23 protein-coding genes are annotated in these 22724 nt (G+C 58.6%); 1 reads left to right on the plus strand and 22 read right to left on the minus strand.

Features of this window, described 5'->3' with window-relative positions; translation table 11 throughout:
- Positions 1 to 9: 9 nt before the first annotated feature.
- From PST29_RS30515 to PST29_RS30600, 17 genes are all read right to left on the minus strand, one after another.
- Positions 10 to 777, minus strand: coding sequence for a DeoR/GlpR family DNA-binding transcription regulator (locus PST29_RS30515; protein WP_047306719.1), 768 nt, complete (start codon positions 775 to 777; stop codon positions 10 to 12).
- Positions 778 to 964: 187 nt separating this feature from the next.
- Positions 965 to 2332, minus strand: coding sequence for a bifunctional UDP-N-acetylglucosamine diphosphorylase/glucosamine-1-phosphate N-acetyltransferase GlmU (glmU, locus tag PST29_RS30520; RefSeq protein ID WP_060845048.1), 1368 nt, complete (start codon positions 2330 to 2332; stop codon positions 965 to 967).
- A 116-nt stretch (positions 2333 to 2448) separates the two neighbouring features.
- A complete protein-coding gene (locus PST29_RS30525; RefSeq protein ID WP_058438442.1) occupies positions 2449 to 2874 on the minus strand; it encodes a F0F1 ATP synthase subunit epsilon in 426 nt (141 codons plus the stop codon).
- A gap of 45 nt (positions 2875 to 2919) precedes the next feature.
- Positions 2920 to 4296 (minus strand): F0F1 ATP synthase subunit beta, encoded by a 1377-nt coding sequence (gene atpD / locus PST29_RS30530; protein ID WP_007924510.1) that lies wholly within the window; start codon positions 4294 to 4296, stop codon positions 2920 to 2922.
- A 27-nt stretch (positions 4297 to 4323) separates the two neighbouring features.
- Positions 4324 to 5184 carry a F0F1 ATP synthase subunit gamma gene (gene atpG / locus PST29_RS30535; RefSeq protein WP_016964880.1) on the minus strand — a complete coding sequence of 287 codons (861 nt, stop codon included), beginning with the start codon at positions 5182 to 5184 and terminating at the stop codon, positions 4324 to 4326.
- Between the two features lie 50 nt (positions 5185 to 5234).
- Complete coding sequence (gene atpA / locus PST29_RS30540) at positions 5235 to 6779, minus strand: F0F1 ATP synthase subunit alpha (RefSeq protein ID WP_016964879.1); 1545 nt, start codon at positions 6777 to 6779, stop codon at positions 5235 to 5237.
- 21 nt (positions 6780 to 6800) lie between these two features.
- Positions 6801 to 7337: a F0F1 ATP synthase subunit delta gene (locus PST29_RS30545; protein ID WP_016964878.1), complete on the minus strand. Its 537-nt coding sequence runs from the start codon at positions 7335 to 7337 to the stop codon at positions 6801 to 6803.
- A 12-nt stretch (positions 7338 to 7349) separates the two neighbouring features.
- A complete protein-coding gene (locus PST29_RS30550) occupies positions 7350 to 7820 on the minus strand; it encodes a F0F1 ATP synthase subunit B (protein ID WP_011064385.1) in 471 nt (156 codons plus the stop codon).
- Between the two features lie 57 nt (positions 7821 to 7877).
- Positions 7878 to 8135: a F0F1 ATP synthase subunit C gene (gene atpE, locus PST29_RS31430; RefSeq protein WP_002555987.1), complete on the minus strand. Its 258-nt coding sequence runs from the start codon at positions 8133 to 8135 to the stop codon at positions 7878 to 7880.
- Positions 8136 to 8268: 133 nt separating this feature from the next.
- On the minus strand, positions 8269 to 9141 hold the full coding sequence (gene atpB, locus PST29_RS30560; RefSeq protein ID WP_060841844.1) for a F0F1 ATP synthase subunit A: 873 nt from the start codon (positions 9139 to 9141) through the stop codon (positions 8269 to 8271).
- A gap of 16 nt (positions 9142 to 9157) precedes the next feature.
- Positions 9158 to 9565: a F0F1 ATP synthase subunit I gene (locus PST29_RS30565; RefSeq protein ID WP_016964883.1), complete on the minus strand. Its 408-nt coding sequence runs from the start codon at positions 9563 to 9565 to the stop codon at positions 9158 to 9160.
- Positions 9566 to 9713: 148 nt separating this feature from the next.
- Positions 9714 to 10586 carry a ParB/RepB/Spo0J family partition protein gene (locus tag PST29_RS30570; protein WP_047306723.1) on the minus strand — a complete coding sequence of 291 codons (873 nt, stop codon included), beginning with the start codon at positions 10584 to 10586 and terminating at the stop codon, positions 9714 to 9716.
- A 9-nt stretch (positions 10587 to 10595) separates the two neighbouring features.
- On the minus strand, positions 10596 to 11393 hold the full coding sequence (locus PST29_RS30575; RefSeq protein WP_060841845.1) for a ParA family protein: 798 nt from the start codon (positions 11391 to 11393) through the stop codon (positions 10596 to 10598).
- A gap of 18 nt (positions 11394 to 11411) precedes the next feature.
- A complete protein-coding gene (gene rsmG / locus PST29_RS30580) occupies positions 11412 to 12047 on the minus strand; it encodes a 16S rRNA (guanine(527)-N(7))-methyltransferase RsmG (protein WP_173655969.1) in 636 nt (211 codons plus the stop codon).
- A 5-nt stretch (positions 12048 to 12052) separates the two neighbouring features.
- Entirely contained in the window at positions 12053 to 13945 is a 1893-nt protein-coding gene (mnmG, locus tag PST29_RS30585) for a tRNA uridine-5-carboxymethylaminomethyl(34) synthesis enzyme MnmG (RefSeq protein WP_060845049.1), read from the minus strand.
- A 943-nt stretch (positions 13946 to 14888) separates the two neighbouring features.
- Positions 14889 to 15713: a phytanoyl-CoA dioxygenase family protein gene (locus tag PST29_RS30595; protein ID WP_060841849.1), complete on the minus strand. Its 825-nt coding sequence runs from the start codon at positions 15711 to 15713 to the stop codon at positions 14889 to 14891.
- Positions 15714 to 15723: 10 nt separating this feature from the next.
- Positions 15724 to 17130, minus strand: a complete 1407-nt coding sequence (locus PST29_RS30600; protein WP_060845050.1) for an amino acid permease — start codon at positions 17128 to 17130, stop codon at positions 15724 to 15726.
- A 292-nt stretch (positions 17131 to 17422) separates the two neighbouring features.
- Between PST29_RS30600 and PST29_RS30605 the strand changes: the two genes are divergently transcribed.
- Entirely contained in the window at positions 17423 to 18256 is an 834-nt protein-coding gene (locus PST29_RS30605) for an AraC family transcriptional regulator (RefSeq protein WP_060845051.1), read from the plus strand.
- A 59-nt stretch (positions 18257 to 18315) separates the two neighbouring features.
- Here PST29_RS30605 and mnmE read toward each other — a convergent pair whose 3' ends face one another.
- The 5 genes from mnmE to rpmH form a co-directional block, all read right to left on the minus strand.
- Complete coding sequence (mnmE, locus tag PST29_RS30610) at positions 18316 to 19686, minus strand: tRNA uridine-5-carboxymethylaminomethyl(34) synthesis GTPase MnmE (RefSeq protein WP_060841852.1); 1371 nt, start codon at positions 19684 to 19686, stop codon at positions 18316 to 18318.
- 79 nt (positions 19687 to 19765) lie between these two features.
- Positions 19766 to 21466 carry a membrane protein insertase YidC gene (yidC, locus tag PST29_RS30615; RefSeq protein ID WP_060841853.1) on the minus strand — a complete coding sequence of 567 codons (1701 nt, stop codon included), beginning with the start codon at positions 21464 to 21466 and terminating at the stop codon, positions 19766 to 19768.
- 2 nt (positions 21467 to 21468) lie between these two features.
- On the minus strand, positions 21469 to 21714 hold the full coding sequence (gene yidD, locus PST29_RS31435; RefSeq protein WP_003213574.1) for a membrane protein insertion efficiency factor YidD: 246 nt from the start codon (positions 21712 to 21714) through the stop codon (positions 21469 to 21471).
- A complete protein-coding gene (gene rnpA / locus PST29_RS31440) occupies positions 21707 to 22108 on the minus strand; it encodes a ribonuclease P protein component (RefSeq protein ID WP_197662869.1) in 402 nt (133 codons plus the stop codon). The genes yidD and rnpA overlap by 8 nt, the downstream gene beginning before the upstream one ends.
- Before the next feature lie 16 nt (positions 22109 to 22124).
- Positions 22125 to 22259 carry a 50S ribosomal protein L34 gene (rpmH, locus tag PST29_RS31445; protein ID WP_003213577.1) on the minus strand — a complete coding sequence of 45 codons (135 nt, stop codon included), beginning with the start codon at positions 22257 to 22259 and terminating at the stop codon, positions 22125 to 22127.
- Between the last annotated feature and the right edge of the window lie 465 nt (positions 22260 to 22724).

The raw sequence follows: 22724 nt of genomic DNA on the forward strand, positions 1-22724 counted from the left end.
GTTTCTCTCCTAGCTGACAGCCGCGCAAATCAGAGTTATGCCGCGGGCCTGGATTTGGTCGCGGACCTCTAAGGGCAGGCGATCATCGGTAATTAGGGTATGGACGCTGCTCCATGGCAGTTCCAGATTGGGAATCTTGCGGCCGATCTTGTCGGATTCGACCATCACCACCACTTCACGAGCCACTTCGGCCATGACCCGGCTCAACCCCAGCAGTTCGTTGAAGGTCGTAGTGCCGCGGGCCAAGTCGATGCCATCGGCACCGATAAACAGCTGGTCGAAGTCGTATGAGCGTAGAACCTGTTCGGCCACCTGGCCCTGGAACGACTCGGAATGGGGGTCCCAGGTACCGCCGGTCATCAGCAGCACCGGCTCGTGCTCCAGCTCGCTCAGGGCGTTGGCCACATTCAGCGAGTTGGTCATCACCACCAGGCCCGGCTGCAGGCCCAGTTCGGGGATCATCGCGGCGGTGGTGCTGCCGCTGTCGATGATGATCCGCGCGTGTTCGCGGATGCGCTGCACTGCGGCGCGCGCGATGGCCTGCTTGTAGAGAGACACCGGTTGGCCGAGGTCGCTGACCAACTCCTGGGGCATGGTGATGGCGCCACCGTAGCGACGCAGCAGCAAGCCATTGCTTTCCAGGGCGGCCAGATCCTTTCGAATCGTAACTTCGGAGGTTTCGAAACGCTTGGCCAAGGCATCAACACTCACTTCGCCCTGTTCGTTGAGCAAGGCGAGGATGTTGTGGCGGCGTTGGGGTGTGTTGCGTTTCGACATGGCTGCTTAAGTTTCGATTCGAAAGATAACAGGCGCAATAGAAACCTATGATCGAAACTTCGTCAAGCGGAGGAAGTGAAAAAATCGCAGTTGTCGGGTGGGAAGTTATCCACATTCAGCCAGCTCCTACCGCTGAGCGTAGGAACCGGCCGACCGGCGAACAGGTCCGCCGCGGTTGTGGATAACCTCAGTCCTTCTTGATCTTCTCCGGCCGTTTCCAGCCGTCGATGTTCTTCTGTCGTGCCCGACCCACTGCCAGCTGGGCTGGCGCCACGTTCTGGGTGATGGTGGAACCGGCCGCGGTGGTGGCACCGGACAAGATATCCACAGGCGCTACCAGAGAGTTGTTGGAGCCGATGAACACGTCTTCGCCCATCACCGTCTTGTGCTTGTTCACCCCGTCGTAGTTGCAGGTGATGGTGCCGGCGCCGATGTTGGTGCGGGCGCCGATCACTGCGTCGCCCAGGTAGGTCAGGTGGCCGGCCTTGGCGCCCTGGCCTAGGTGGGCATTCTTCAGTTCAACAAAGTTACCCACATGGGCACGGGCCTCCAGCACGGTGCCGGGACGCAGGCGAGCGAACGGGCCGGCATCGCTGCCCTCGCCCAGTACCGCGCCATCCAGGTGGCTGTTGGCCTTGATCACCACGCCCTTGCGCAGGGTGCTGTCCTTGATCACGCAGTTGGGGCCGATCACCACGTCGTCCTCGATCACCACCCGGCCTTCGAGAATCACGTTGATATCGATCAGCACGTCGCGGCCGACCGTGACTTCGCCACGCACGTCGAAACGCGCGGGGTCACGCAGGGTCACGCCCTGGGCCATCAACCGGCGCGCGGCGCGCAGCTGATAGTGGCGCTCCAGCTCGGCCAGCTGCTTGCGGTCGTTGGCGCCCTGCACTTCCATCGCGTCGTGGGGCTGTTCGGTGGCAACGATCAGGCCGTCGCTGACCGCCATGGCGATCACGTCGGTGAGGTAGTACTCGCCCTGGGCGTTGTTGTTGGACAGACGGCCGGTCCAGTCGCCGAGGCGTTGGCCGGGGACCGCAAGAATCCCGGTGTTGCCCTCGGTGATCGCGCGTTGGGCCTCGTCGGCATCCTTCTGCTCGACGATGGCGGTGACCTTGCCACTGGCGTCACGGACGATGCGCCCGTAGCCGGTCGGGTCATCCAGCTCGACGGTGAGCAGGCCCAGTTGCTCCGGCCCCGCTTGCTTGAGCAGGCGCTGCAGGGTCTCGACTTCGATCAGTGGCACATCGCCATAGAGGATCAGCACCGTGTCGGCCGTGATGAACGGTACGGCCTGGGCCACGGCGTGGCCGGTGCCCAGCTGCTTGTCCTGCAGCACGAAATTCAGATCATCGGCCGCCAGGCGCTCGCGCACCGCATCCGCACCGTGGCCGATCACCACGTGGATGCGCTGTGGATCGAGTTGCCGGGCGCTGTGGATAACATGCCCGAGCATGGAGTTGCCGGCGACCGGGTGCAGCACCTTGGGCAGCGCCGAACGCATGCGAGTGCCTTGACCCGCGGCGAGGATAACGATTTCGAGAGACATGACTGGCTACCAATCCTGGGGGGTCGGCGACTGCGACCAAGGGGGGGTGAATGGCGGAAAATAAAAAGGGTAGCCGAGGCTACCCTTTTTAAGCAATCACACAGAAAGCCTGCGACTTAGCCGCCGAACTTCTTGCGGATCTGCTGGACGGTACGCAGCTGAGCTGCGGCCTCGGCCAGACGTGCAGCAGCAGAACCGTAGTCGAAATCTGCGCCTTTTTCATTCAGGGCCTTCTCAGCAGCCTTGACGGCTTCCTGAGCGGAGGCTTCGTCCAGGTCGGCAGCACGTTGCACGGTGTCGGCAAGAACCTTGACCATGTTCGGCTGAACCTCGAGGAAACCACCGGAGATGTAGAACACCTCGGTTTCCCCGCCCTGCTTGATCAAGCGGATCGGACCTGGCTTCAGGTTGGTGATCAGCGGTGCGTGACCCAGAGCGATACCAAGATCACCCAGCTCACCGTGCGCAACCACCATCTCCACCAGACCGGAGAAGATTTCCCCTTCCGCGCTGACGATATCGCAATGGACTGTCATAGCCATCTGCTTGCCTCAACCTAAATTAGCGCCCGTTGCCGGGCGCCGGGATTACAGTTTCTTGGCTTTCTCGATCGCTTCTTCGATGCCGCCGACCATGTAGAACGCTTGTTCTGGCAGGTGGTCGTAGTCACCGTTGAGGATGCCTTTGAAGCCAGCGATGGTGTCTTTCAGGGAAACGTATTTGCCTGGAGAACCAGTGAAGACTTCAGCCACGAAGAACGGCTGCGACAAGAAGCGCTGGATCTTACGAGCACGGGATACCAACTGCTTGTCGGCTTCCGACAGCTCGTCCATACCCAGGATCGCGATGATGTCCTTCAGCTCTTTGTAACGCTGCAGTACGTACTGAACGCCGCGAGCGGTCTCGTAGTGTTCGTTGCCGATCACGTTCGGGTCCAGCTGACGGGAAGTCGAGTCCAGTGGGTCTACCGCTGGGTAGATACCCAGGGAAGCGATGTCACGGGACAGAACGACGGTGGCGTCCAAGTGGGCGAAGGTGGTCGCTGGCGACGGGTCGGTCAAGTCGTCCGCAGGTACGTATACCGCTTGGATCGAGGTGATCGAGCCTTGCTTGGTCGAAGTGATACGTTCTTGCAGAACGCCCATCTCTTCAGCCAGGGTCGGCTGGTAGCCTACTGCGGAAGGCATACGGCCCAGCAGTGCGGATACTTCGGTACCGGCCAGGGTGTAACGATAGATGTTGTCGACGAACAGCAGAACGTCGTTACCTTCGTCACGGAACTTCTCGGCCATGGTCAGGCCGGTCAGCGCTACGCGCAGACGGTTTCCTGGTGGCTCGTTCATCTGGCCGTAGACCAGAGCAACCTTATCCAGAACGTTGGAATCCTTCATCTCGTGGTAGAAGTCGTTACCCTCACGGGTACGCTCACCCACACCGGCGAACACGGAATAACCGCTGTGCTCGATGGCGATGTTACGGATCAGTTCCATCATGTTTACGGTCTTGCCCACACCGGCACCACCGAACAGACCCACTTTACCGCCCTTGGCGAACGGGCAAACCAGGTCGATTACCTTGATCCCGGTTTCCAGCAGGTCGTTGCCGCCTGCCTGTTCTGCGAAGGAAGGAGCTGGACGGTGGATGCCCCAACGCTCTTCTTCACCGATAGGACCGGCTTCGTCGATTGGGTTGCCCAGTACGTCCATGATCCGGCCCAGGGTCGCTTTACCGACCGGTACGGAGATGGCTGCGCCAGTGTTGTTGACGTCCAGACCGCGCTTCAAGCCTTCGGTGGAGCCCATCGCAATGGTACGCACCACGCCGTCGCCCAGCTGTTGCTGAACTTCCAAAGTGGTTTCGGCGCCTTGAACCTTCAAGGCGTCGTAGATGCTCGGTACGCTGTCGCGTGGAAATTCCACGTCGATAACGGCGCCGATGATTTGAACGATACGTCCGCTACTCATAGCTGGATCCTCTGAATATTTGAACCGTTAAACCGCGGCAGCGCCGCCGACGATTTCCGAGATCTCTTGGGTGATCGCAGCCTGACGCGCCTTGTTGTAGATCAGCTGCAAATCGCTGATCAAGTCACCGGCGTTGTCGGTAGCGTTCTTCATTGCGATCATCCGCGCGGCTTGTTCAGCTGCGTTGTTCTCGACCACCGCCTGGTAGACCTGCGACTCCACGTAACGGACCATCAAGCCGTCCAGCAGCTCCTTGGCATCCGGTTCGTAGAGATAGTCCCAGTGGTGCTTGAGTTCTTGATCCGGGGTTGCCTCCAGTGGAATCAACTGCTCCACGGTCGGCTGCTGAGTCATGGTGTTGATGAACTTGTTGGATACCACGGACAGGCGGTCAATCCGGCCTTCCAGGTACGCATCCAGCATCACCTTGACGCTGCCGATCAGATCGTTGATCGACGGCTCTTCACCCAGATGGCTGATAGCTGCAACGACGTTACCGCCGAAGTTGCGGAAGAAGGCCGCACCCTTGCTACCGACCACACACAGATCGATCTCGACGCCTTGTTCGCGGTTTACCGCCATGTCCTTGACCAGGGCCTTGAACAGGTTGGTGTTCAAGCCACCACACAGACCACGGTCACTGCTCACCACGATATAACCGACGCGCTTGATAGCACGGTCGATCATGAACGGGTGACGATATTCCGGGTTGGCGTTGGCCAGATGACCAATAACCTGGCGGATGCGCTCCGCATAAGGACGGCTAGCAGCCATGCGCATTTGTGCCTTGCGCATTTTGCTGACCGCCACTTTTTCCATGGCGCTGGTAATTTTTTGCGTGCTTTTGATGCTCGCAATCTTACTGCGAATCTCTTTTGCGCCTGCCATGTAACACCTATCAGGTTAGCAAGCGGGAGCCTTGCGGCTCCCGCTGCGGCTTACCAGGTTTGGGTGGCTTTGAACTTCTCGATACCGGCTTTCAGGCCAGCGTCGATTTCGTCGTTGAAGTCACCCTTCACGTTGATCTTCGCCATCAGGTCGGCGTGATCGCGGTTGAAGTAAGCAATCATGGCCTGTTCGAAGCTACCAACTTTGGCAATCTCGACGTCCGTCAGGAAGCCACGTTCAGCGGCGTACAGGGACAAGGACATGTCGGCGATGGACATCGGCGCATATTGCTTCTGCTTCATCAGCTCGGTAACGCGCTGACCATGCTCAAGTTGCTTACGGGTCGCTTCGTCCAGGTCAGAAGCGAACTGGGCGAATGCCGCCAGTTCACGGTACTGAGCCAGAGCGGTACGGATACCACCGGACAGCTTCTTGATGATCTTGGTCTGAGCGGCACCACCCACACGGGATACCGAAACACCGGCGTTCACAGCAGGACGGATGCCCGAGTTGAACATGGCCGATTCCAGGAAGATCTGACCGTCGGTGATGGAGATCACGTTGGTCGGAACGAACGCGGAAACGTCGCCAGCCTGGGTTTCGATGATCGGCAGAGCGGTCAGGGAACCGGTCTTGCCAGTCACTGCGCCGTTGGTGAACTTCTCTACGTACTCTTCGGAAACGCGGGATGCGCGCTCCAGCAGACGGGAGTGGAGATAGAACACGTCACCTGGGTAGGCTTCACGGCCTGGTGGACGGCGCAGCAGCAGGGAAATCTGGCGGTAAGCCACTGCTTGCTTGGACAGATCGTCATAAACGATCAGCGCGTCTTCACCGCGGTCGCGGAAGTATTCGCCCATGGTGCAACCGGAGTACGGTGCCAGGAATTGCAGTGCAGCCGATTCCGAAGCACTGGCCGCCACGATGATGGTGTTGGCCAGAGCGCCGTTTTCTTCCAGCTTGCGAACCACGTTGGCGATGGTCGATTGCTTCTGACCGATCGCTACGTATACGCAGAAAATGCCGCTGTCTTTCTGGTTGATGATCGCGTCGATCGCCAGAGCGGTCTTACCGATCTGACGGTCACCGATGATCAGCTCACGCTGGCCACGGCCGACTGGAATCATGGCATCGACAGCCTTGTAGCCAGTCTGTACAGGCTGGTCTACCGACTTACGCCAGATCACGCCTGGAGCAACTTTCTCGACCGCGTCGGTCTCGGTGTTGTTCAGCGGACCTTTGCCGTCAACTGGGTTACCCAGTGCGTCGACTACGCGACCCAGCAGTTCCTTACCAACCGGAACTTCGAGGATGCGGCCGGTGCACTTGGCGCTCATGCCTTCAGCCAGAGTGGTGTATGCGCCCAGTACTACGGCACCTACAGAATCTTGCTCAAGGTTGAGGGCCATACCGTAGACGCCGCCCGGAAACTCGATCATCTCGCCGTACATAACGTCGGCCAGACCGTGAATCCGCACGATGCCGTCAGATACGCTGACGACAGTGCCTTCGTTACGGGCTTGGGAGGTCACATCGAGCTTGTCGATGCGGCCCTTGATAATTTCACTTATTTCGGAAGGATTGAGTTGCTGCATTGCTCTGCTGCCCCTTCAAACTCAAGATTTCAATGCTTCGGCAAGGTTCGCGAGTTTGCCGCGAATCGAGCCATCGATAACCAGGTCGCCGGCGCGGATTACGACACCACCAATAAGGCTGGCATCCTCCGCAGCGTGCAGTCGCACTTCCCGGCCGAGCCGTGCACTGAGAACCTTGGCGAGTTTGTCTTGCTGTTCTTGGTTCAATGCGAACGCACTGGTCACATCCACATCCACCGATTTCTCTTGCTCGGCCTTGTACAGGTCGAACAGAGCGGAAATCTCCGGCAACAGCAGGAGACGGTCGTTTTCGGCGGCAACGTGAATGAAATTCTGTGCCTGTGCATCAAACTTGTCGCCACACACTTCGATAAAAGTGTTGGCCTTTTCTGCGCTCGTCAGTCGCGGGGCCTTAAGCACGCGCTGCATGGTGTCATCTTGTGACACCGCTGCAGCCAGGCCGAGCATGGCTGACCAAGAGGCCAGCTGCTGGTGGGCCTGAGCGTGCTCGAAGGCCGCCTTAGCGTAAGGTCGGGCCAACGTGGTCAGTTCTGCCATGATCGCCCTCGCTTAAATTTCAGCAGCCAGTTTGTTAACCAGCTCTGCGTGCGCGTTTTGATCGATTGTGGCACCCAGGATCTTCTCTGCGCCGTTGACTGCCAGGCTACCCAGTTGGGCACGCAGCGCGTCTTTGACACCGTTCAGTTCCTGTTCGATCTCGGCCTGAGCCTGAGCCTTCACACGTTCAGCTTCGACACGAGCCTGTTCACGGGCTTCGTCGACGATCTGAGAACCGCGCTTCTTGGCTTGCTCAATGATTTCAGCTGCCTGAGCTTTAGCTTCGCGCAGTTGCTGACCCGCTTTGTCTTGGGCCAGTTCCAGGTCACGAGCTGCTCGGCTGGCAGCGTCCAGTCCATCCGCGATCTTCTTTTGACGTTCGTGCAAAGCAGCAATGACCGGAGGCCAAATGAACTTCATGCAGAACAATACAAAAATTAAGAACGCAACGGACTGGCCAATCAGGGTTGCATTAATGTTCACGCCAACACCTCGCTCGTTCGTTGTCCGTCACACCAATCAACTCGAATACTCGAGTGATTAGCCAGCGAGTTGACCAACGAAGGGGTTTGCGAAGGTGAAGAACAGAGCGATACCAACACCGATCATGGTTACGGCGTCGAGCAGACCGGCAACGATGAACATTTTAACTTGCAGCATTGGAACCATTTCTGGTTGACGCGCAGCGCCTTCCAGGAACTTGCCGCCCAGCAGGCCGAAACCAATTGCGGTACCCAGTGCGCCCAGGCCGATCAACAGTGCAACAGCGATAGCGGTTAGACCAACTACAGTTTCCATCTTTCCTCCCGACTTTTACGTCGTATGGTTTAGGTTTTTTAGATTAAAGCGGTAAAACAAATCGTTTCATCAAGCCCGAGAAGGGCCCCCTCTCGCCGCAACGAGAGGGACATCAGACTAGTCGAGACTGGTCTTAATGGTTCTCTTCGTGTGCCATCGACAGGTAGACGATGGTCAGCATCATGAAGATAAAGGCCTGCAGGGTGATGATCAGGATGTGGAACACAGCCCACGCCCATTGCAGAACCACACCCATGCCGCTGAGCCACAGCAGGCCGCTGCCGAACATCACAGCGATCAGGATGAACACCAGTTCGCCGGCATACATGTTGCCGAACAGACGCAGTGCCAGAGAGATAGGCTTGGCTACCAGGGTCACGAACTCCAGCAGGAAGTTCACCGGAATCAGCAGCGCCTGAACCAGGATGTTCTTGCTGCCGAACGGATGCAGGGTCAGTTCGCCGATGAAGCCGCCGAAACCCTTGACCTTGATGCTGTAGAAAATGATCAGCGCGAACACCGACAGGGCCATGCCCAGGGTGGCGTTCGGGTCAGTGGTGGACACAGCACGGAATGGAATGTGCGGATCGCCCGAGATCAACATGGCCAGTTGTGGAATCCAGTCCACCGGTACCAGGTCGATGGCGTTCATCAGGAACACCCAGACGAAAATGGTCAGTGCCAGCGGTGCGATCACCGGGCTGCGACCGTGGAAACTGTCCTTCACGCTGCCATCGACGAAGCCAACCATGACTTCAACGAAGTTCTGCAAAGCGCCCGGCACGCCGGAAGTCGCCTTCTTGGCCGCCATGCGGAACAGAAGAATGAAGATCACACCCAGTGCGACAGACCAGCCGAGGGTATCGACGTGGAATGCCCAGAAGCCCATTTGCTTGGCTTCTGCTGCGGAGTGGGCAAAGCCCCAGCTCCCATTGGGTAGCTGACCGAAGGTCAGGTTCTGCAAGTGGTGCTGGATATAGCCCGAAGCGGTTGTTTCTGCTGACATGGTTGCCTCAAACGCCCTAAGGTCTCGAAAGTCTTGTTCTCATTAGCAGGGGAGCGAACCAGCTGACCAGTTGGGTCAGCACGAAGACGCCGAATACAGCCAGCGGCGCCAATGGCTTCACACCTGCGAACGTCAGTGCAAACAGCACAGCCGTCAAAATCAGTTTGCCCGCCTCACCGGCATAAAAAGACCGGACGATGGCTTGGGCCGCTCGGGCGCCGGAAAACCGAAATGCCCTGTGAGCGAAATACACATTGGGTAGCAAGGCTATCAGTCCTCCGCAAAGGCCTGAGTATCCGGCTACGACTCCACGCCATTGCCAGAGCGCCAGAGCGGCTATCAGTAGAATGACCAACTGAGCCAGTAACACCGGAAAAACCGCTAAGCGATGAAACGGCAAGCGGTTTGGCGTGCGGGTTTCCATCGCTCTTGCTCCTCAAGGGTCGGCTGCCAGAATTCAATAACTTGGCATAATTTGTGCCGACAAAATGCGCGCAGAGTATAGGGGCGGTTCAGCCCCTATTCAACTGCCGGGTAGTGATTTCCGACTGCACGCTACATAAGGAAATGTTTCAGCGGATGTGGGCAAGGACACCTTGCAGCTCGTCCAGGGAGTTGTAGCCGATCACCAACTGTCCCTTGCCCTTCTTTCCGTGGCGGATCTGCACCGCAGAGCCTAGGCGCTCGGCCAGGCGTTGCTCGAGACGGGCGATATCCGGGTCTGGCTTGACCGGTTCAGCAGGCTCCTGTTTTCCACTCAGCCACTGGCGAACCAGGGCTTCGGTCTGGCGTACGGTGAGGCCTCGTGCGACAACGTGTCGCGCCCCTTCAACCTGTTGATTTTCCGGCAATCCGAGCAAGGCCCGGGCATGACCCATTTCCAGGTCGCCGTGGGACAGCATGGTCTTGATCACCTCAGGCAAGGCAATCAGGCGCAGCAGGTTGGCCACGCTGACGCGGGACTTGCCCACGGCCTCGGCGACCTGCTGCTGGGTCAGTTGGAACTCCTGCTGCAGACGCTGCAGGGCCACCGCTTCCTCGATGGGATTGAGGTCTTCGCGCTGGATGTTCTCGATCAACGCCATGGCGATGGCGGTTTCATCCGGCACATCGCGAACCATCGCCGGGATGGTTTCCTGGCCAGCCTGCTGGCTGGCACGCCAGCGACGTTCGCCGGCGATGATCTCGAAACGACCACCACCGATAGGGCGCACCACGATCGGCTGCATCACGCCCTGGGTCCTGATGGAGTTCGCCAGTTCTTCCAGCGCCTGAGGGTCCATGTCCCGGCGCGGCTGGTACTTGCCGCGCTGGATCAGGTCCAGGGGCAGGTGCTGCAACTCGCGCTGGTCGGCCTGCACCGCTTGTTCTTCAAGGGCGCTGACAGTCGGACCACTCAACAGTGCATCCAGTCCACGTCCGAGACCACGTTTCTTGACGGCCATGGGGATTCCTTAAGTTGGCTGGGCGGCTGCGGCGCGGGATTGTTTACGTTGCCGGCGAACCATCTCGCCCGCCAGGGCCAGATAGGCCAGCGCGCCACGGGATTGTTTGTCGTACGCCAATGCCGGCATGCCGTAGCTCGGCGCCTCGGCCAAACGGATGTTGCGCGGAATCACGGTGTCGTACAGCTGATCACCGAAGTGTTCCTTGAGCTGTGCGGAAACATCGTTCATCAGGCTCAGCCGCGGATCGAACATGGTCCGCAGCAAGCCTTCGATCTTGAGTTGCGGATTGAGCAGTTCAGCGATGCGCTTGATGTTATCCACAAGGTCGCTCAAGCCCTCCAGCGCGTAGTACTCGCACTGCATGGGGATAATGACCCCATCGGCGGCCACCAGCGCGTTGAGGGTGAGCATCGACAGCGACGGCGGGCAGTCGATCAGAATGTAGTCGTAGTTCTCGCGGATCGGCGCCAGGGCGCTGCGCAGACGGCTTTCCTTCATCTGCATTTCCAGCAGAACCACTTCCGCCGCGGTCAGGTCGCGGTTGGCCGGCAGCAGTTGATAACCGCCGTGCTCGGAGAAGTGCATGGCCTGGGCCAGGTCGCATTCGCCGATCAGCAGGTCATAGACCGAGTTTTCCAAACCATGTTTATCCACACCGCTACCCATGGTGGCGTTGCCCTGTGGATCAAGATCGATCAACAGCACCCGGCGCTTGGTCGCTACCAGGGATGCTGCGAGGTTGATGCAGGTGGTGGTCTTGCCCACGCCACCTTTCTGGTTCGCTATCGCGAATACCTTAGCCATTCTTGCTTGTGTTCCCAATCATGCCGTGCGGCGCAGTATCAGCAGATGGCGTTGGCCTTGGCAACCGGGTACGGCCAAGGCGTGTTCGCTATCGAGGTGGAAGTCTGCCGGCAATGCTAACAGCTCATCAGAGGGATGGACGCCCTTCATTGCCAGCCAGCGTGTATCGCGGTCGCCCAGGTGGCGGGTCCAGCTGGTGAAGTTCTCCATGCTGCTGAATGCCCGGGAAATGATCCCGTTGAACGGCAATTCAGGGGTGAAGGCTTCGACCCGGCTGTGGATAACTTGCAGGTTATCCAGCTTGAGTTCGAGTTTGACCTGAGTCAGAAAGCGGGTTTTCTTGCCGTTGCTGTCCAGACAGGTGACTTGCGACTCGGGAAACAGGATCGCCAGAGGGATACCGGGCATCCCACCGCCGCTACCGACATCCAGCCAGCGACCGTTTTCGATGAACGACATCACGCTCAGGCTATCGAGCAAGTGACGAGAGACCATTTCGTCGGGATCGCGTACCGCGGTCAGGTTGTAAGCCTTGTTCCACTTGATCAACAGGGCCAGGTAACCCAGCAGCAGTTCGTGCTGGGTTGCGCTCAGATTGACACCGAGCTGGCGTGCACCTGTGGATAACTCGTCCGCGTGTTGCGAGGTGACCATTGAACTCAAGCGCTTTGCTCCAACTGACGGCCGGCGCCGCGTTTTTTCAGGTGAATCATCAACAGGGAAATGGCCGCCGGGGTAACGCCCGGGATCCGCGACGCCTGGCCCAGGGTTTCCGGACGGGTCGCGCCGAGCTTGCTCTGGATTTCCTTCGACAGTCCGGAAATGCCGGTGTAATCGATATCCACAGGCAGTTTGGTGTCTTCACTGGCGCGCAGACGGGCAATTTCGTCCTGCTGACGATCGATGTAGCCGGCGTACTTGGTCTTGATTTCGACCTGTTCGGCCACTTGTGGATCTTCAGCGCCCTGCCCGGTCACTTCGACCAGACCAGCGTAGTCGATTTCCGGACGGCTCAGCAGATTCAACAGGTTGTACTCATGAGTCAGCGGCGTGCCGAATTTCTGGGCGATTGCATCGCCCTGTTCGGTGCCCGGACGGACCCAAGTGGACTTCAGGCGTTGCTCTTCCTGGGCAATGCCTTCGCGTTTCTTGCAGAACGCCGCCCAGCGCACGTCATCCACCAGCCCCAGTTCCCGGCCCTTTTCGGTCAGGCGCAGATCGGCGTTGTCTTCCCGCAGAATCAGGCGGTATTCGGCCCGGGAAGTGAACATCCGGTACGGTTCCTGGGTACCCAGGGTAATCAGGTCATCGACCAGCACACCGATGTAGGCCTCATCGCGACGCGGGCACCAGCTGTCTTTGCCCTTGGCGCGCAAGGCGGCGTTGGCCCCGGCCAGCAGACCTTGGGCACCGGCCTCTTCATAACCGGTGGTGCCGTTGATCTGGCCGGCGAAGAACAGACCGCCGATCACCTTGGTTTCCAGGCTGTACTTGAGGTCGCGGGGATCGAAGTAGTCGTATTCGATGGCATAGCCGGGACGCACGATATGGGCATTTTCCATGCCGCGGATCGATTGCACGATCTGCAACTGCACGTCGAACGGCAGGGATGTGGATATCCCGTTCGGGTACAGCTCATGAGTGGTCAGGCCTTCAGGTTCGATAAACACCTGATGGCTTTCCTTGTCGGCAAAACGATGGATCTTGTCTTCGATCGACGGGCAGTAACGCGGGCCAATGCCTTCGATCACGCCGGAGTACATCGGCGAACGATCGAGGTTCGAGGCGATGATCTCGTGGGTGCGGGCGTTGGTGTGGGTAATCCAGCAACTGACCTGTTGCGGATGCTGTTCTTTCGAGCCGAGGAACGACATCACCGGAATCGGTGTATCCCCAGGCTGTTCGGTCATGACCGAGAAATCCACAGATCGGCCATCGATGCGTGGCGGAGTACCGGTTTTCAAGCGGCCGACCCGCAGTGGCAACTCCCGCAGACGTTGTGCGAGGGCGATAGAGGGCGGATCACCCGCACGGCCGCCGGAGTAGTTCTGCATGCCAATGTGGATAAGTCCGCCGAGGAAGGTCCCGGTGGTCAGTACCACGGACTCGGCGAAGAAGCGCAGTCCCATCTGGGTGACCACGCCCCGCACCTGATCCTGTTCCACGATCAGGTCATCAGCGGCTTGTTGAAATATCCACAGGTTGGGCTGGTTCTCGAGAATCTCGCGCACCGCGGCCTTGTACAGAACGCGGTCGGCCTGGGCGCGGGTTGCGCGCACGGCTGGGCCTTTGCGGCTGTTCAACACACGAAACTGAATACCACCTTTATCGGTAGCCATGGCCATCGCGCCGCCGAGGGCATCGATCTCCTTGACCAGATGGCTTTTGCCGATCCCGCCAATCGCGGGGTTGCAGCTCATTGCTCCGAGGGTTTCCACGTTATGCGTCAGCAACAGGGTTTTGGACCCCATGCGTGCTGATGCAAGTGCTGCCTCGGTACCGGCATGACCGCCGCCGATGACGATCACTTCAAAACGGGAAGGGAAATCCACCACGCACCTCGTGCCTGCTTCAAGTAGGAGTAATTAGGAGTAGTTGTCGGGTTGGTTTTTGGACCAAGGCGGCAAGTATAGGGACTTAGCCCTTCCTAAAGAACCCTTTGCACAAAATTTAACCAGCTGTGGATGAATCACGGTCAATAGAAATTAAAAGAGAGAAATTTATTAAATCCTTGTTTTTATGTTTATTCTTATGCACATGCCTTTCTGTGGATAGATCGCTACAGCCCTTCATATTCAATATGTACAGAGGTTTTAAACTCTGTGGTTAGGTGGCCAGGAGGCCCTTGGATAAGCGGTTTAAACCTGTGGATGAATGGGGTGGTTATCCACAGAGCGGTTTTTCCTCAGTTTTGAAGCCCGGTTATCAACCGAGCTGGAGGGCAGTTATTCACAGGGCTTAATCCACAGAAAAAAGCCGTGCCCGGGGTTATCCGGACACGGCTCTGGCTTGCAGCGCATTCAATGGTTATCAGAGAGGGAGCAGAAACAGACAGGCCGCAGGAGCCTGTCTGTGGATAAGCGGTATTACTCGGGCCGTTTGACCAAGCGCCCCTGGACCCACCAGCTCAATCCCAGCAGCACAACCACCAGCAGTGCCCAATACTGCCTGGTGCCGCTTGGGGTCGCTTCGCTCACCGGCGCGTCCACTGCTCTATCGGCGGATGCAGACGGCCCAGCCACTCTTCCATCGTCGAGAGGGGCGACTTCAGTTTCTGCGGTGACAGACGTGGCCACCTGCTCTGGCGCAGGGGCCTGATTCGAAGAAAGCTGAGCCCAGGTGCCTTGGCAGACAAGGCTCAGACCGAGTACCGCGAGATAGCTAAAAAAGCGCATAAACACCTTCCATCCATTTGAGGCAGCGATCGCGCATGCTGGTCGGGGTTTGGTTGTATGCCTATCAGCTGATTCCGATTCTGCCGCGGGCCACAACGGCTTAAAACCCCGACCGCTCCGTCCATAGGCAAGGAAAGAGTTCATGTTCCATCGGCGCCCCGGCCGGCAGTTGCGAGGCCAGCCCAGGAAACTCCGGTGACGTGCGCCAGGGCCTGGGGGCATGTCGCATGTCCTCCCCCAGAAAGCGCAGGGAGAAGGCACGTCGTCGCCGATCGCCACCGACACCACCGGCCGCATGCAAGGTCAGCATGTGGAAAAACACCGCATCCCCGGGCTGCAGGTCCCAGCCAAGAATGTTCCATGCGCCTCGATTGGCCTCGATGTCCGGAAGATCCGCGAGGCTGCCTTCGGGGAACCACTTGGCCTGGTTATCCAGGAAGGTTCGGGGCATCAGCCAGGGCCCCAGGTGCGAACCGGCGACAAACTCCAGGGTGGACTCCCGCGCAACCGGGTCCACAGGCATCCACATGCTGCAGTTCTGTCGCCCCTCGACGTTGTAGTAGGGCTGGTCCTGATGCCAGGGAGTGCGCTGCCGGGTATTGGGTTCCTTGACCAGCAGATGGTCGTGATACAGCCGAGCCTGTGGACAACCCATCAACTGCGCGGCCACATGGCCAACCCGGCTGTCGAAGATGAAGCGTCGATAATCGGGATTCTCTTGCCAGTTGCAGAAGTCCTCGAAAAACCAGCCGGGATCGTCGGGCTGGCTGGCGACCTTGGCCCGCTCGCTGGGTTGCGCCAGATTGTGTTCGATACCCCGCTCCAACAGCGCCACTTCATCTGCGCTGAACAACTGGCGAATGCACACCGCCCCATCACGCTGGAAGGCTTCCACAGTGGCAGGCGGCAACTCGAATGTTCGCATGGACATGTCCCTATTGATGAGTTTCAAGGCCAGGCTCGGTCACAACCCCGTGCACAGCGACCGGTCTGATCCAGATCCAGTAGGCCAGCGACAGCAGTGCCAGCCAGCCCACTCCCACATACAGCGCCAGGCGTGTGTCGGCAAAAGCCCCCAGCACGACAAAGATGAACAGCATGAAAACCACGGCGCAGGCCTGGCCGGCGATTCCCAGGGGCACCGGAAACTGCAGCTCGCGGACTTCCCGGGTTGTCAGGCTCCGGCGCATGGCAATCTGCGACAGCAGGATCATCAACCAGACCCAGACCACGGAAAACGTCACCAGGGAAGCAAAGATCAGGAACAGTCGCTCCGGCACCCAGTAATTGAGGAGCACTCCCAGCAGCAGCGCCAGCGACATCACCAGCACCGTCATCCAGGGCACGCCGAAGCGTGAGGTTTTGGCAAATACCGCCGGCGCCTGACCGATGGCAGCCATGCCGTACATCATGCGGCCGGCACTGAAGATATCGCTGTTGATGGCCGACACCACTGCCGAAATCACCACGATGTTCAGCACCGTGGCCGCCGAATCTATCCCCAGGCTGCTGAAGATCTGCACGAACGGGCTGCCATGGCTGCCGATGCTCGACCAGGGGGCCAGCGTCAACAGGATCAGCAAGGTGAACACGTAGAAGATCAGGATCCGCAATGGCACCGAGTTGATGGCCTTGGGAATCATGCGTTGCGGATCCTTGGCCTCGCCGGCAGTGATGCCTATGACTTCGATTCCGCCAAAAGCGAACATGACAATGGTGAAGGAGGCGATCATGCCCTCGACGCCATTCGGGAAAAAACCGCCGTATTCCCAGAGATTGCCCAGCCCTCCACGGCTTTGTTCGCCTCCGAGCTGGATGCCGAAGAACAGCAGGGTAAAGCCGCCGACGATCATGGCCACGATGGCGCCCACCTTGAGCATCGACAGCCAGAACTCCAGCTCGCCGAACACCCGGACGCTGCACAGGTTCAAGGCGCCGATCCCCAGGACGATGTTCAGTACCCAGATCCACCTGGGGGTTTCGGGAAACCACAGGCCCATGTAGACGCCAAAGGCGGTGACATCCGCCAGGCACACCATGAGCATCGAGAAGGCGTAGCTCCAGCCGGTCAGGAAACCCGGGAAACGCCCCAGGTAGGTGCTGGCGTATTGTCCGAAGGAGCCGGAAACCGGTGTCCTCACCGCCATTTCCCCCAGGGCGCGCATGGTCAGGTAGATGGCTGCTCCGCCAATCAGGTAGGCCAGCAGAACCGAAGGGCCGGCCCGTTGGATCGCCGCCGCCGAACCGTAGAACAGGCCCGTGCCGATGGCAGAACCCAACGCAATGAAGCGGATATGCCGGGTACTCAAGCCACGGTGCAATGCAGAATTCGCGTTAGCCATTTCTATTCCTTGAATGCCGGACCGTTTCCTCAGGTGTACAAACCTGTCCATCCACCAGGATGCAAATCAGGTACCACTTGGGAAACTCAATAAAAAACGGCAAAAAGGCCGATTTTTGCGGAAAAACAAGGAAAAATGCCCCATCTTCGCAAGGGGGTTGTTACTCAAGACCGCAGCTTGGTCAGCTGACGCGCGGGAGGGGGGTAAAGGTAACGTCGCTCTCCCCTGGGCCGGTAAAAATCGCAAAATCTGCAAATCTGCCGTCGCTACAGTGGAGTGCCAAGGAGGCCTTATGAAACCTGCAACCCGAATCCATTACGGCCAGCGCATGGAGCCGGTGCTGCGTTGGCTGGCAAGCCATCCAAACAGCGATCCGGACCTGTACCACCTGGCGGACCTGGCCTGTATGTCGGCTTACCACTTTCACCGCATTTACCGCGCGATGATGGGAGAAACGCTGAACGCCACGGTGCAACGGATGCGCATGCATCTGGCCGCCGCGGCGCTGGCAGGTACCCAAGAGGACCTGGCCGAGGTGGCCTTGCGTGCCGGGTACGAATCGGGAGCAGCCTTCAACCGGGCATTCTCTGGCGTTTTCGGGTTGCCACCAGGGCGTTATCGCGCAACCCGTTCCCGTCCTTTCGACCCCAAGGAGTCAAATATGTACCCCATTACCGTTGAACATTTCCCCGGCGTTGTCCTGGCGGCATTGCCTCATCAGGGTTCCTATCAGGAAATCGGTCCGGTGTTCGCCCGTGTGTTCATGTTGGCCGCCAGCCAGGGGCTCATGCACCCGACCGCCTGCGGGTTCGGTGTGTATTTCAACGATCCCGAGCAGGTTCCGACCGAGCAATTGCGTTCCTTGGCCGGAGTTTGTGTCGCGCCTGATGCCGATCTGGGTGAAACGCTGGAAAGGTTCGAAATCCCTCAAGGGCGTTACGCCATCCTGAATTACGTTGGTCCCTACAACGAGATGGGCAAAGCCTATGCCTGGATGTTCTCCGAGTGGCTGCCGGACAGTGGCCTGACGCCGGGGAATTTTCCGATGTTCGAAGAGTACGTAAACGATCCGCGCACCACGCCGCCCGCACAGCTGCAGACACGAATCTACCTGTCAGTGGAGTAAATCCGAGCGCTACCGGCAGGGCTGTGGATAACCTCTGCCGGAGCCCTTTGCGGGGGTCCCTACTTGCCGATGCAGAAACTGGAGAAGATTCGCCCCAGCAGGTCATCGGAACTGAAGGCACCGGTGATTTCCCCCAGCGATTGCTGAGCCTGGCGCAGGTCCTCGGCCAGCAGTTCGCCGGCACCGGCCAGGGTCAGCTGTGCCCGGCCATGTTCCAGGGCGGCACTGGCGTAGCGCAGTGCCTCCAGGTGCCGACGGCGTGCGCTGAAACTGCTTTCGGACGTCTGCTCATAACCCATGCAGGCTTTCAGGTGGTCGCGCAGCAGCTCGAGCCCGCTACCGGCAGCCATGGCACTGAGGCTGATGGTGACGTGGCCGTCATCACAGGTTTCCAGGGCGATGGGTTCGCCGGTCAGATCGGCCTTGTTGCGAATCAGGGTGACCTTGGCCGGGTCTGGCCGCTGCTCGAGAAACTCCGGCCACAGGGCGAAGGGGTCCGCCGCTTCCGCCGCGGTGGCGTCCACCACCAGCAACACCCGGTCGGCCTCGCTGATGGCCTTGAGTGCCCGTTCGACACCGATCTTTTCCACCTGGTCCTCGGTATCCCGCAGGCCGGCAGTATCCACCACATGCAGTGGCATGCCATCGATGTGGATATGTTCGCGCAGGATGTCCCGGGTGGTGCCGGCGATATCGGTGACGATTGCCGCCTCGCGTCCGGCCAGGGCATTGAGCAGGCTGGATTTGCCGGCATTGGGACGACCGGCGATGACCACGGTCATGCCGTCACGCAGCAAGGCGCCCTGCCCGGCTTCACGCAGTACTGTGGATAACTCATCGCGCACCGCATCGAGCATGCTCAACACATGGCCATCGGCGAGGAAATCGATTTCCTCCTCGGGAAAATCAATCGCCGCTTCGACATAGATCCGCAAAGCGATCAGCTGCTCGGTCAAGTTATGCACACGCTGGGAGAAAGCCCCCTGCAACGAACGCAAGGCGTTGCGCGCAGCCTGTGCCGAACTGGCTTCGATCAGGTCGGCAATGGCTTCGGCCTGGGCCAGGTCGAGCTTGTCGTTGAGGAATGCACGTTCACTGAATTCTCCCGGCCGGGCCAGGCGGCAGCCCAGTTCCAGGCAACGCTGCAGCAGCATGTCGAGAACAATCGGGCCGCCATGGCCCTGCAGTTCCAGGACGTCTTCCCCGGTGAAGGAGTTCGGCCCCGGAAAATACAGGGCGATGCCCTCGTCCAGAACTTCTTCCCCTGCACTGAGAAACGGACCGTAATGGGCAAACCGCGGCTTGAGTTCACGGCCGCTGATGGCCTTGGCCGCCATGCCCGCCAGGGGGCCGGAAATCCTTACGATACCCACGCCGCCGCGGCCTTGGGCGGTGGCGATGGCGGCGATGGTTTCACGAGGGACATTCATAACCCGACATCCAGACAAAAGTGACAGATAGCAAAACGCCCCACTAGGGGGCGTCTTGTGTGGTTATCCACAGCGTAGGTCAGGCAGCCGCTTTCTTGGTGGCCGCTTCGATCTTACGAGTGATGTACCACTGTTGAGCGATCGACAGGCAGTTGTTCACTACCCAGTACAGCACCAGACCGGCCGGGAACCACAGGAAGAAGAAGGTGAAGATGATTGGCATCATTTTCATCACCTTGGCCTGCATCGGATCCGGAGGTGTCGGGTTCAACTGCTGCTGGATGAACATGGTAGCGCCCATGATGATCGGCAGGATGAAGAACGGATCCTTGATCGACAGGTCGGTAATCCACAGCATGAACGGCGCCTGGCGCATTTCCACGCTTTCCAGGAGAACCCAGTACAAGGACAGGAAGACCGGCATCTGCACCAGGATCGGCAAGCAGCCGCCCAGTGGATTGATCTTCTCTTTCTTGTACAGCTCCATCATCGCCTGGGACATTTTCTGACGATCGTCGCCGAATTTTTCCTTCAGCGCGGCCAGTTTCGGGGCCACGGCACGCATGCGCGCCATCGACTTGTAGCTGGCAGCCGACAGTGGGAAGAAGATCCCCTTGATCAGCATGGTCAGGAAGATGATCGACCAGCCCCAGTTACCCACCAGGCTGTGGATATGTTGCAGCAGCCAGAAAATCGGCTGAGCGATGAACCACAGGAAGCCGTAGTCGACAGTCAGTTCCAGACCTGGGGACAACTCTTTCAGCACGGCCTGGCTTTTCGGACCGGCGTACAGGATGGCGCTGGTTTCGGCCTTGGCGCCTGGAGCAACGGTCATCGAAGGGCCGGTGTAGCCGATGATGTAGTTGCCTTTGCTGTCCTTGCGCGCCAGAACCTGGTTGTTTTCGCCCTTAGGCGGAATCCAGGCGGTCACGAAGTAGTGTTGCAGCCAAGCGACCCAGCCACCCTGAACATTTTCAGTGATCGGGGCCTTGGTTTTATCCTCGTTCACCTTGTCCATGTCTTTCATGGACACTTTTTTGTACGGCTCGGAACTTGTCCACAGGGCGGCGCCCAGGTAAGTCGCGGTGCCGGTGGCGGTGCTGGAGGATGGATCGGAACTGGCGTCACGCTTGAGCTGGGCAAACATTGCACCGGTCCAAGGTTGTGCGCTTTCGTTGTCGATCAGGTAGGAAACGGTGATGTCATACAGGCCACGTTTCAGGGTGAAACGCTTGATGTAGTGGACGCCGTCCTTGCTGAACTTCAGGTCGACCACCAATTGGTCCTGACCGTCAGCCAGTTGATAACTTTTCTTTTCTGCCGAGTAGATCGGGCGACCGGCCGGGTTGGCATCCGGGCCGCTGCTGCCAATCAGGCCGCTCTGCGCCAGGTAAGTCCGCTCGTTGCCGTTGTCGAACAGCTGGAACGGGATTTCCGGATGGTCTTGACGACGTGGATACAGTGGCAGACGCAGTTGCGCGATATCCCCACCTTGTGGATCGACAGCCAGGTCGAGCACATCCGTTTTGATCTGAATGAGATCTTTGCTTGCAGCAACGGGCGCTTCAGCCGGTGCAGTGGTGTCGCTTGCTGCGCGCGGAATATCGTCGTTGGCAGCGGAAGTGCCATTTGGCGTGTCCGGCAAGCCCGGAGTGGTCGTGCTGGAAGCAACATTCTGAGTCGGCAGGGCAGCCTGGCCATAATCCTGGTTCCATTTAAGAACCATGACATAGGACACGATTGCCAGGGCGACGATCAGGATCGTGCGTTTGATATCCATGATTACTCGGCCATCGAAGAAGAACGGGAGGTAGGGATAGGTGGAACCGGGTCATAACCACCGGGATTCCACGGATGACAGCGACCTAAACGACGAAAGGTCAGCCAGCCACCGCGCAGAAGGCCATGATTTTCGATGGCTTCTAACGCGTAGCAGGAACAGCTGGGGTAGAAACGACAGTGATTGGCCATCAGAGGACTAATGGCATAGCGGTAAAACTGGATCGGAACGAGTGCCAGTTTACGCATCAGGACTGTCTACCCCTACAGTTTCGGATTTGACTGCTGGTTCCGGCTTGTTGCGTGCCAGACGTTTCCAGAGCTTGCCGAAATGCTGAATCAATTCGGGGTTTTCTACATCGCCCAAACCTTTGCGCGCGACGATAACGATATCCCATCCGACCAGTGAATCCTGGTGGAGACGAAACGATTCGCGCATCAGACGCTTGAGGCGATTGCGCTCAACGGAGAGCTTTACGCTCTTTTTCCCGATCACGAGCCCCAGACGGGGATGATCCAGGTCGTTGTTGCGCGCAAGGAGCAGGAGATTTTTCCCCGGAACCTTGCCGGTAGGGGAGTCAAAGACCGCCTTGAAGTGCCGGGGTGTAAGCAGACGCTTTTCCCGACTGAAGTCCTGACTCACCTCCAGTGCCGGATTATCAAACTGCCAGACGCGCACGACCTTTGGCGCGACGACGCGACAGGACGGCACGACCGTTCTTGGTAGCCATGCGAGCACGGAAACCGTGGGTACGAGCGCGTTTGATAGTGCTTGGTTGGAAAGTACGTTTCATGTCGTGTTACCTGGTTCGTCCACAACGGGCCGGAATGGCCCCCGTTTTAAGAGATCGGCGATTCTAGAGAAAGCAAGCCTCTAGGTCAATTTCCAACCAGCTTTTCCTTTATCTATGTATGTCCGGGGACGGGGTTGTGAGCCAGGGTCAGGTAGATATAAAAATAAAGAAGGAAAGTATTTAAAGCTTTTCTGTAAAGCTTATAAAGGCTAGGGACGGCACCTTCTGTGGATAACTGGCTTCAGCCCTTCTATTCCGTACTGTACAGAGAATGACAACACGGTTGAGAAACGGTGTCCTCCCTGTGCTGCGCTATCGGAAAACCTGTGCGTGGAACGAGCAGTTATCCACAGGCGACTTACCCACAGCGTTTCGACCCGAGTTGTGCAACGACCTCAAGTGGGGTTATCCACAGAGCTTATGCACATACCGCTGGTCGTGTTTATTCGGGGTAAGACGTTGATT

The organism is Pseudomonas sp. St29 (genome assembly GCF_001547915.1).
Classification (GTDB): Bacteria; Pseudomonadota; Gammaproteobacteria; order Pseudomonadales; family Pseudomonadaceae; genus Aquipseudomonas.

Excerpts from the sequence above, each read along its gene's own strand:
- PST29_RS30515 (WP_047306719.1), bottom strand. The coding sequence starts at position 777 with ATGTCGAAACGCAACACACCCCAACGCCGCCACAACATCCTCGCCTTG.
- glmU (WP_060845048.1), bottom strand. The coding sequence starts at position 2,332 with ATGTCTCTCGAAATCGTTATCCTCGCCGCGGGTCAAGGCACTCGCATG.
- rpmH (WP_003213577.1), bottom strand. The coding sequence starts at position 22,259 with ATGAAACGTACTTTCCAACCAAGCACTATCAAACGCGCTCGTACCCAC.
- PST29_RS30595 (WP_060841849.1), bottom strand. The coding sequence starts at position 15,713 with ATGCGAACATTCGAGTTGCCGCCTGCCACTGTGGAAGCCTTCCAGCGT.
- yidD (WP_003213574.1), bottom strand. The coding sequence starts at position 21,714 with ATGCGTAAACTGGCACTCGTTCCGATCCAGTTTTACCGCTATGCCATT.
- atpB (WP_060841844.1), bottom strand. The coding sequence starts at position 9,141 with ATGTCAGCAGAAACAACCGCTTCGGGCTATATCCAGCACCACTTGCAG.
- PST29_RS30570 (WP_047306723.1), bottom strand. The coding sequence starts at position 10,586 with ATGGCCGTCAAGAAACGTGGTCTCGGACGTGGACTGGATGCACTGTTG.
- yidC (WP_060841853.1), bottom strand. The coding sequence starts at position 21,466 with ATGGATATCAAACGCACGATCCTGATCGTCGCCCTGGCAATCGTGTCC.
- PST29_RS30605 (WP_060845051.1), top strand. The coding sequence starts at position 17,423 with ATGAAACCTGCAACCCGAATCCATTACGGCCAGCGCATGGAGCCGGTG.
- PST29_RS30565 (WP_016964883.1), bottom strand. The coding sequence starts at position 9,565 with ATGGAAACCCGCACGCCAAACCGCTTGCCGTTTCATCGCTTAGCGGTT.
- PST29_RS30575 (WP_060841845.1), bottom strand. The coding sequence starts at position 11,393 with ATGGCTAAGGTATTCGCGATAGCGAACCAGAAAGGTGGCGTGGGCAAG.
- PST29_RS30525 (WP_058438442.1), bottom strand. The coding sequence starts at position 2,874 with ATGGCTATGACAGTCCATTGCGATATCGTCAGCGCGGAAGGGGAAATC.
- atpA (WP_016964879.1), bottom strand. The coding sequence starts at position 6,779 with ATGCAGCAACTCAATCCTTCCGAAATAAGTGAAATTATCAAGGGCCGC.
- rsmG (WP_173655969.1), bottom strand. The coding sequence starts at position 12,047 with ATGGTCACCTCGCAACACGCGGACGAGTTATCCACAGGTGCACGCCAG.
- PST29_RS30600 (WP_060845050.1), bottom strand. The coding sequence starts at position 17,130 with ATGGCTAACGCGAATTCTGCATTGCACCGTGGCTTGAGTACCCGGCAT.
- atpE (WP_002555987.1), bottom strand. The coding sequence starts at position 8,135 with ATGGAAACTGTAGTTGGTCTAACCGCTATCGCTGTTGCACTGTTGATC.
- atpD (WP_007924510.1), bottom strand. The coding sequence starts at position 4,296 with ATGAGTAGCGGACGTATCGTTCAAATCATCGGCGCCGTTATCGACGTG.
- atpG (WP_016964880.1), bottom strand. The coding sequence starts at position 5,184 with ATGGCAGGCGCAAAAGAGATTCGCAGTAAGATTGCGAGCATCAAAAGC.
- PST29_RS30545 (WP_016964878.1), bottom strand. The coding sequence starts at position 7,337 with ATGGCAGAACTGACCACGTTGGCCCGACCTTACGCTAAGGCGGCCTTC.
- mnmE (WP_060841852.1), bottom strand. The coding sequence starts at position 19,686 with ATGAATGTCCCTCGTGAAACCATCGCCGCCATCGCCACCGCCCAAGGC.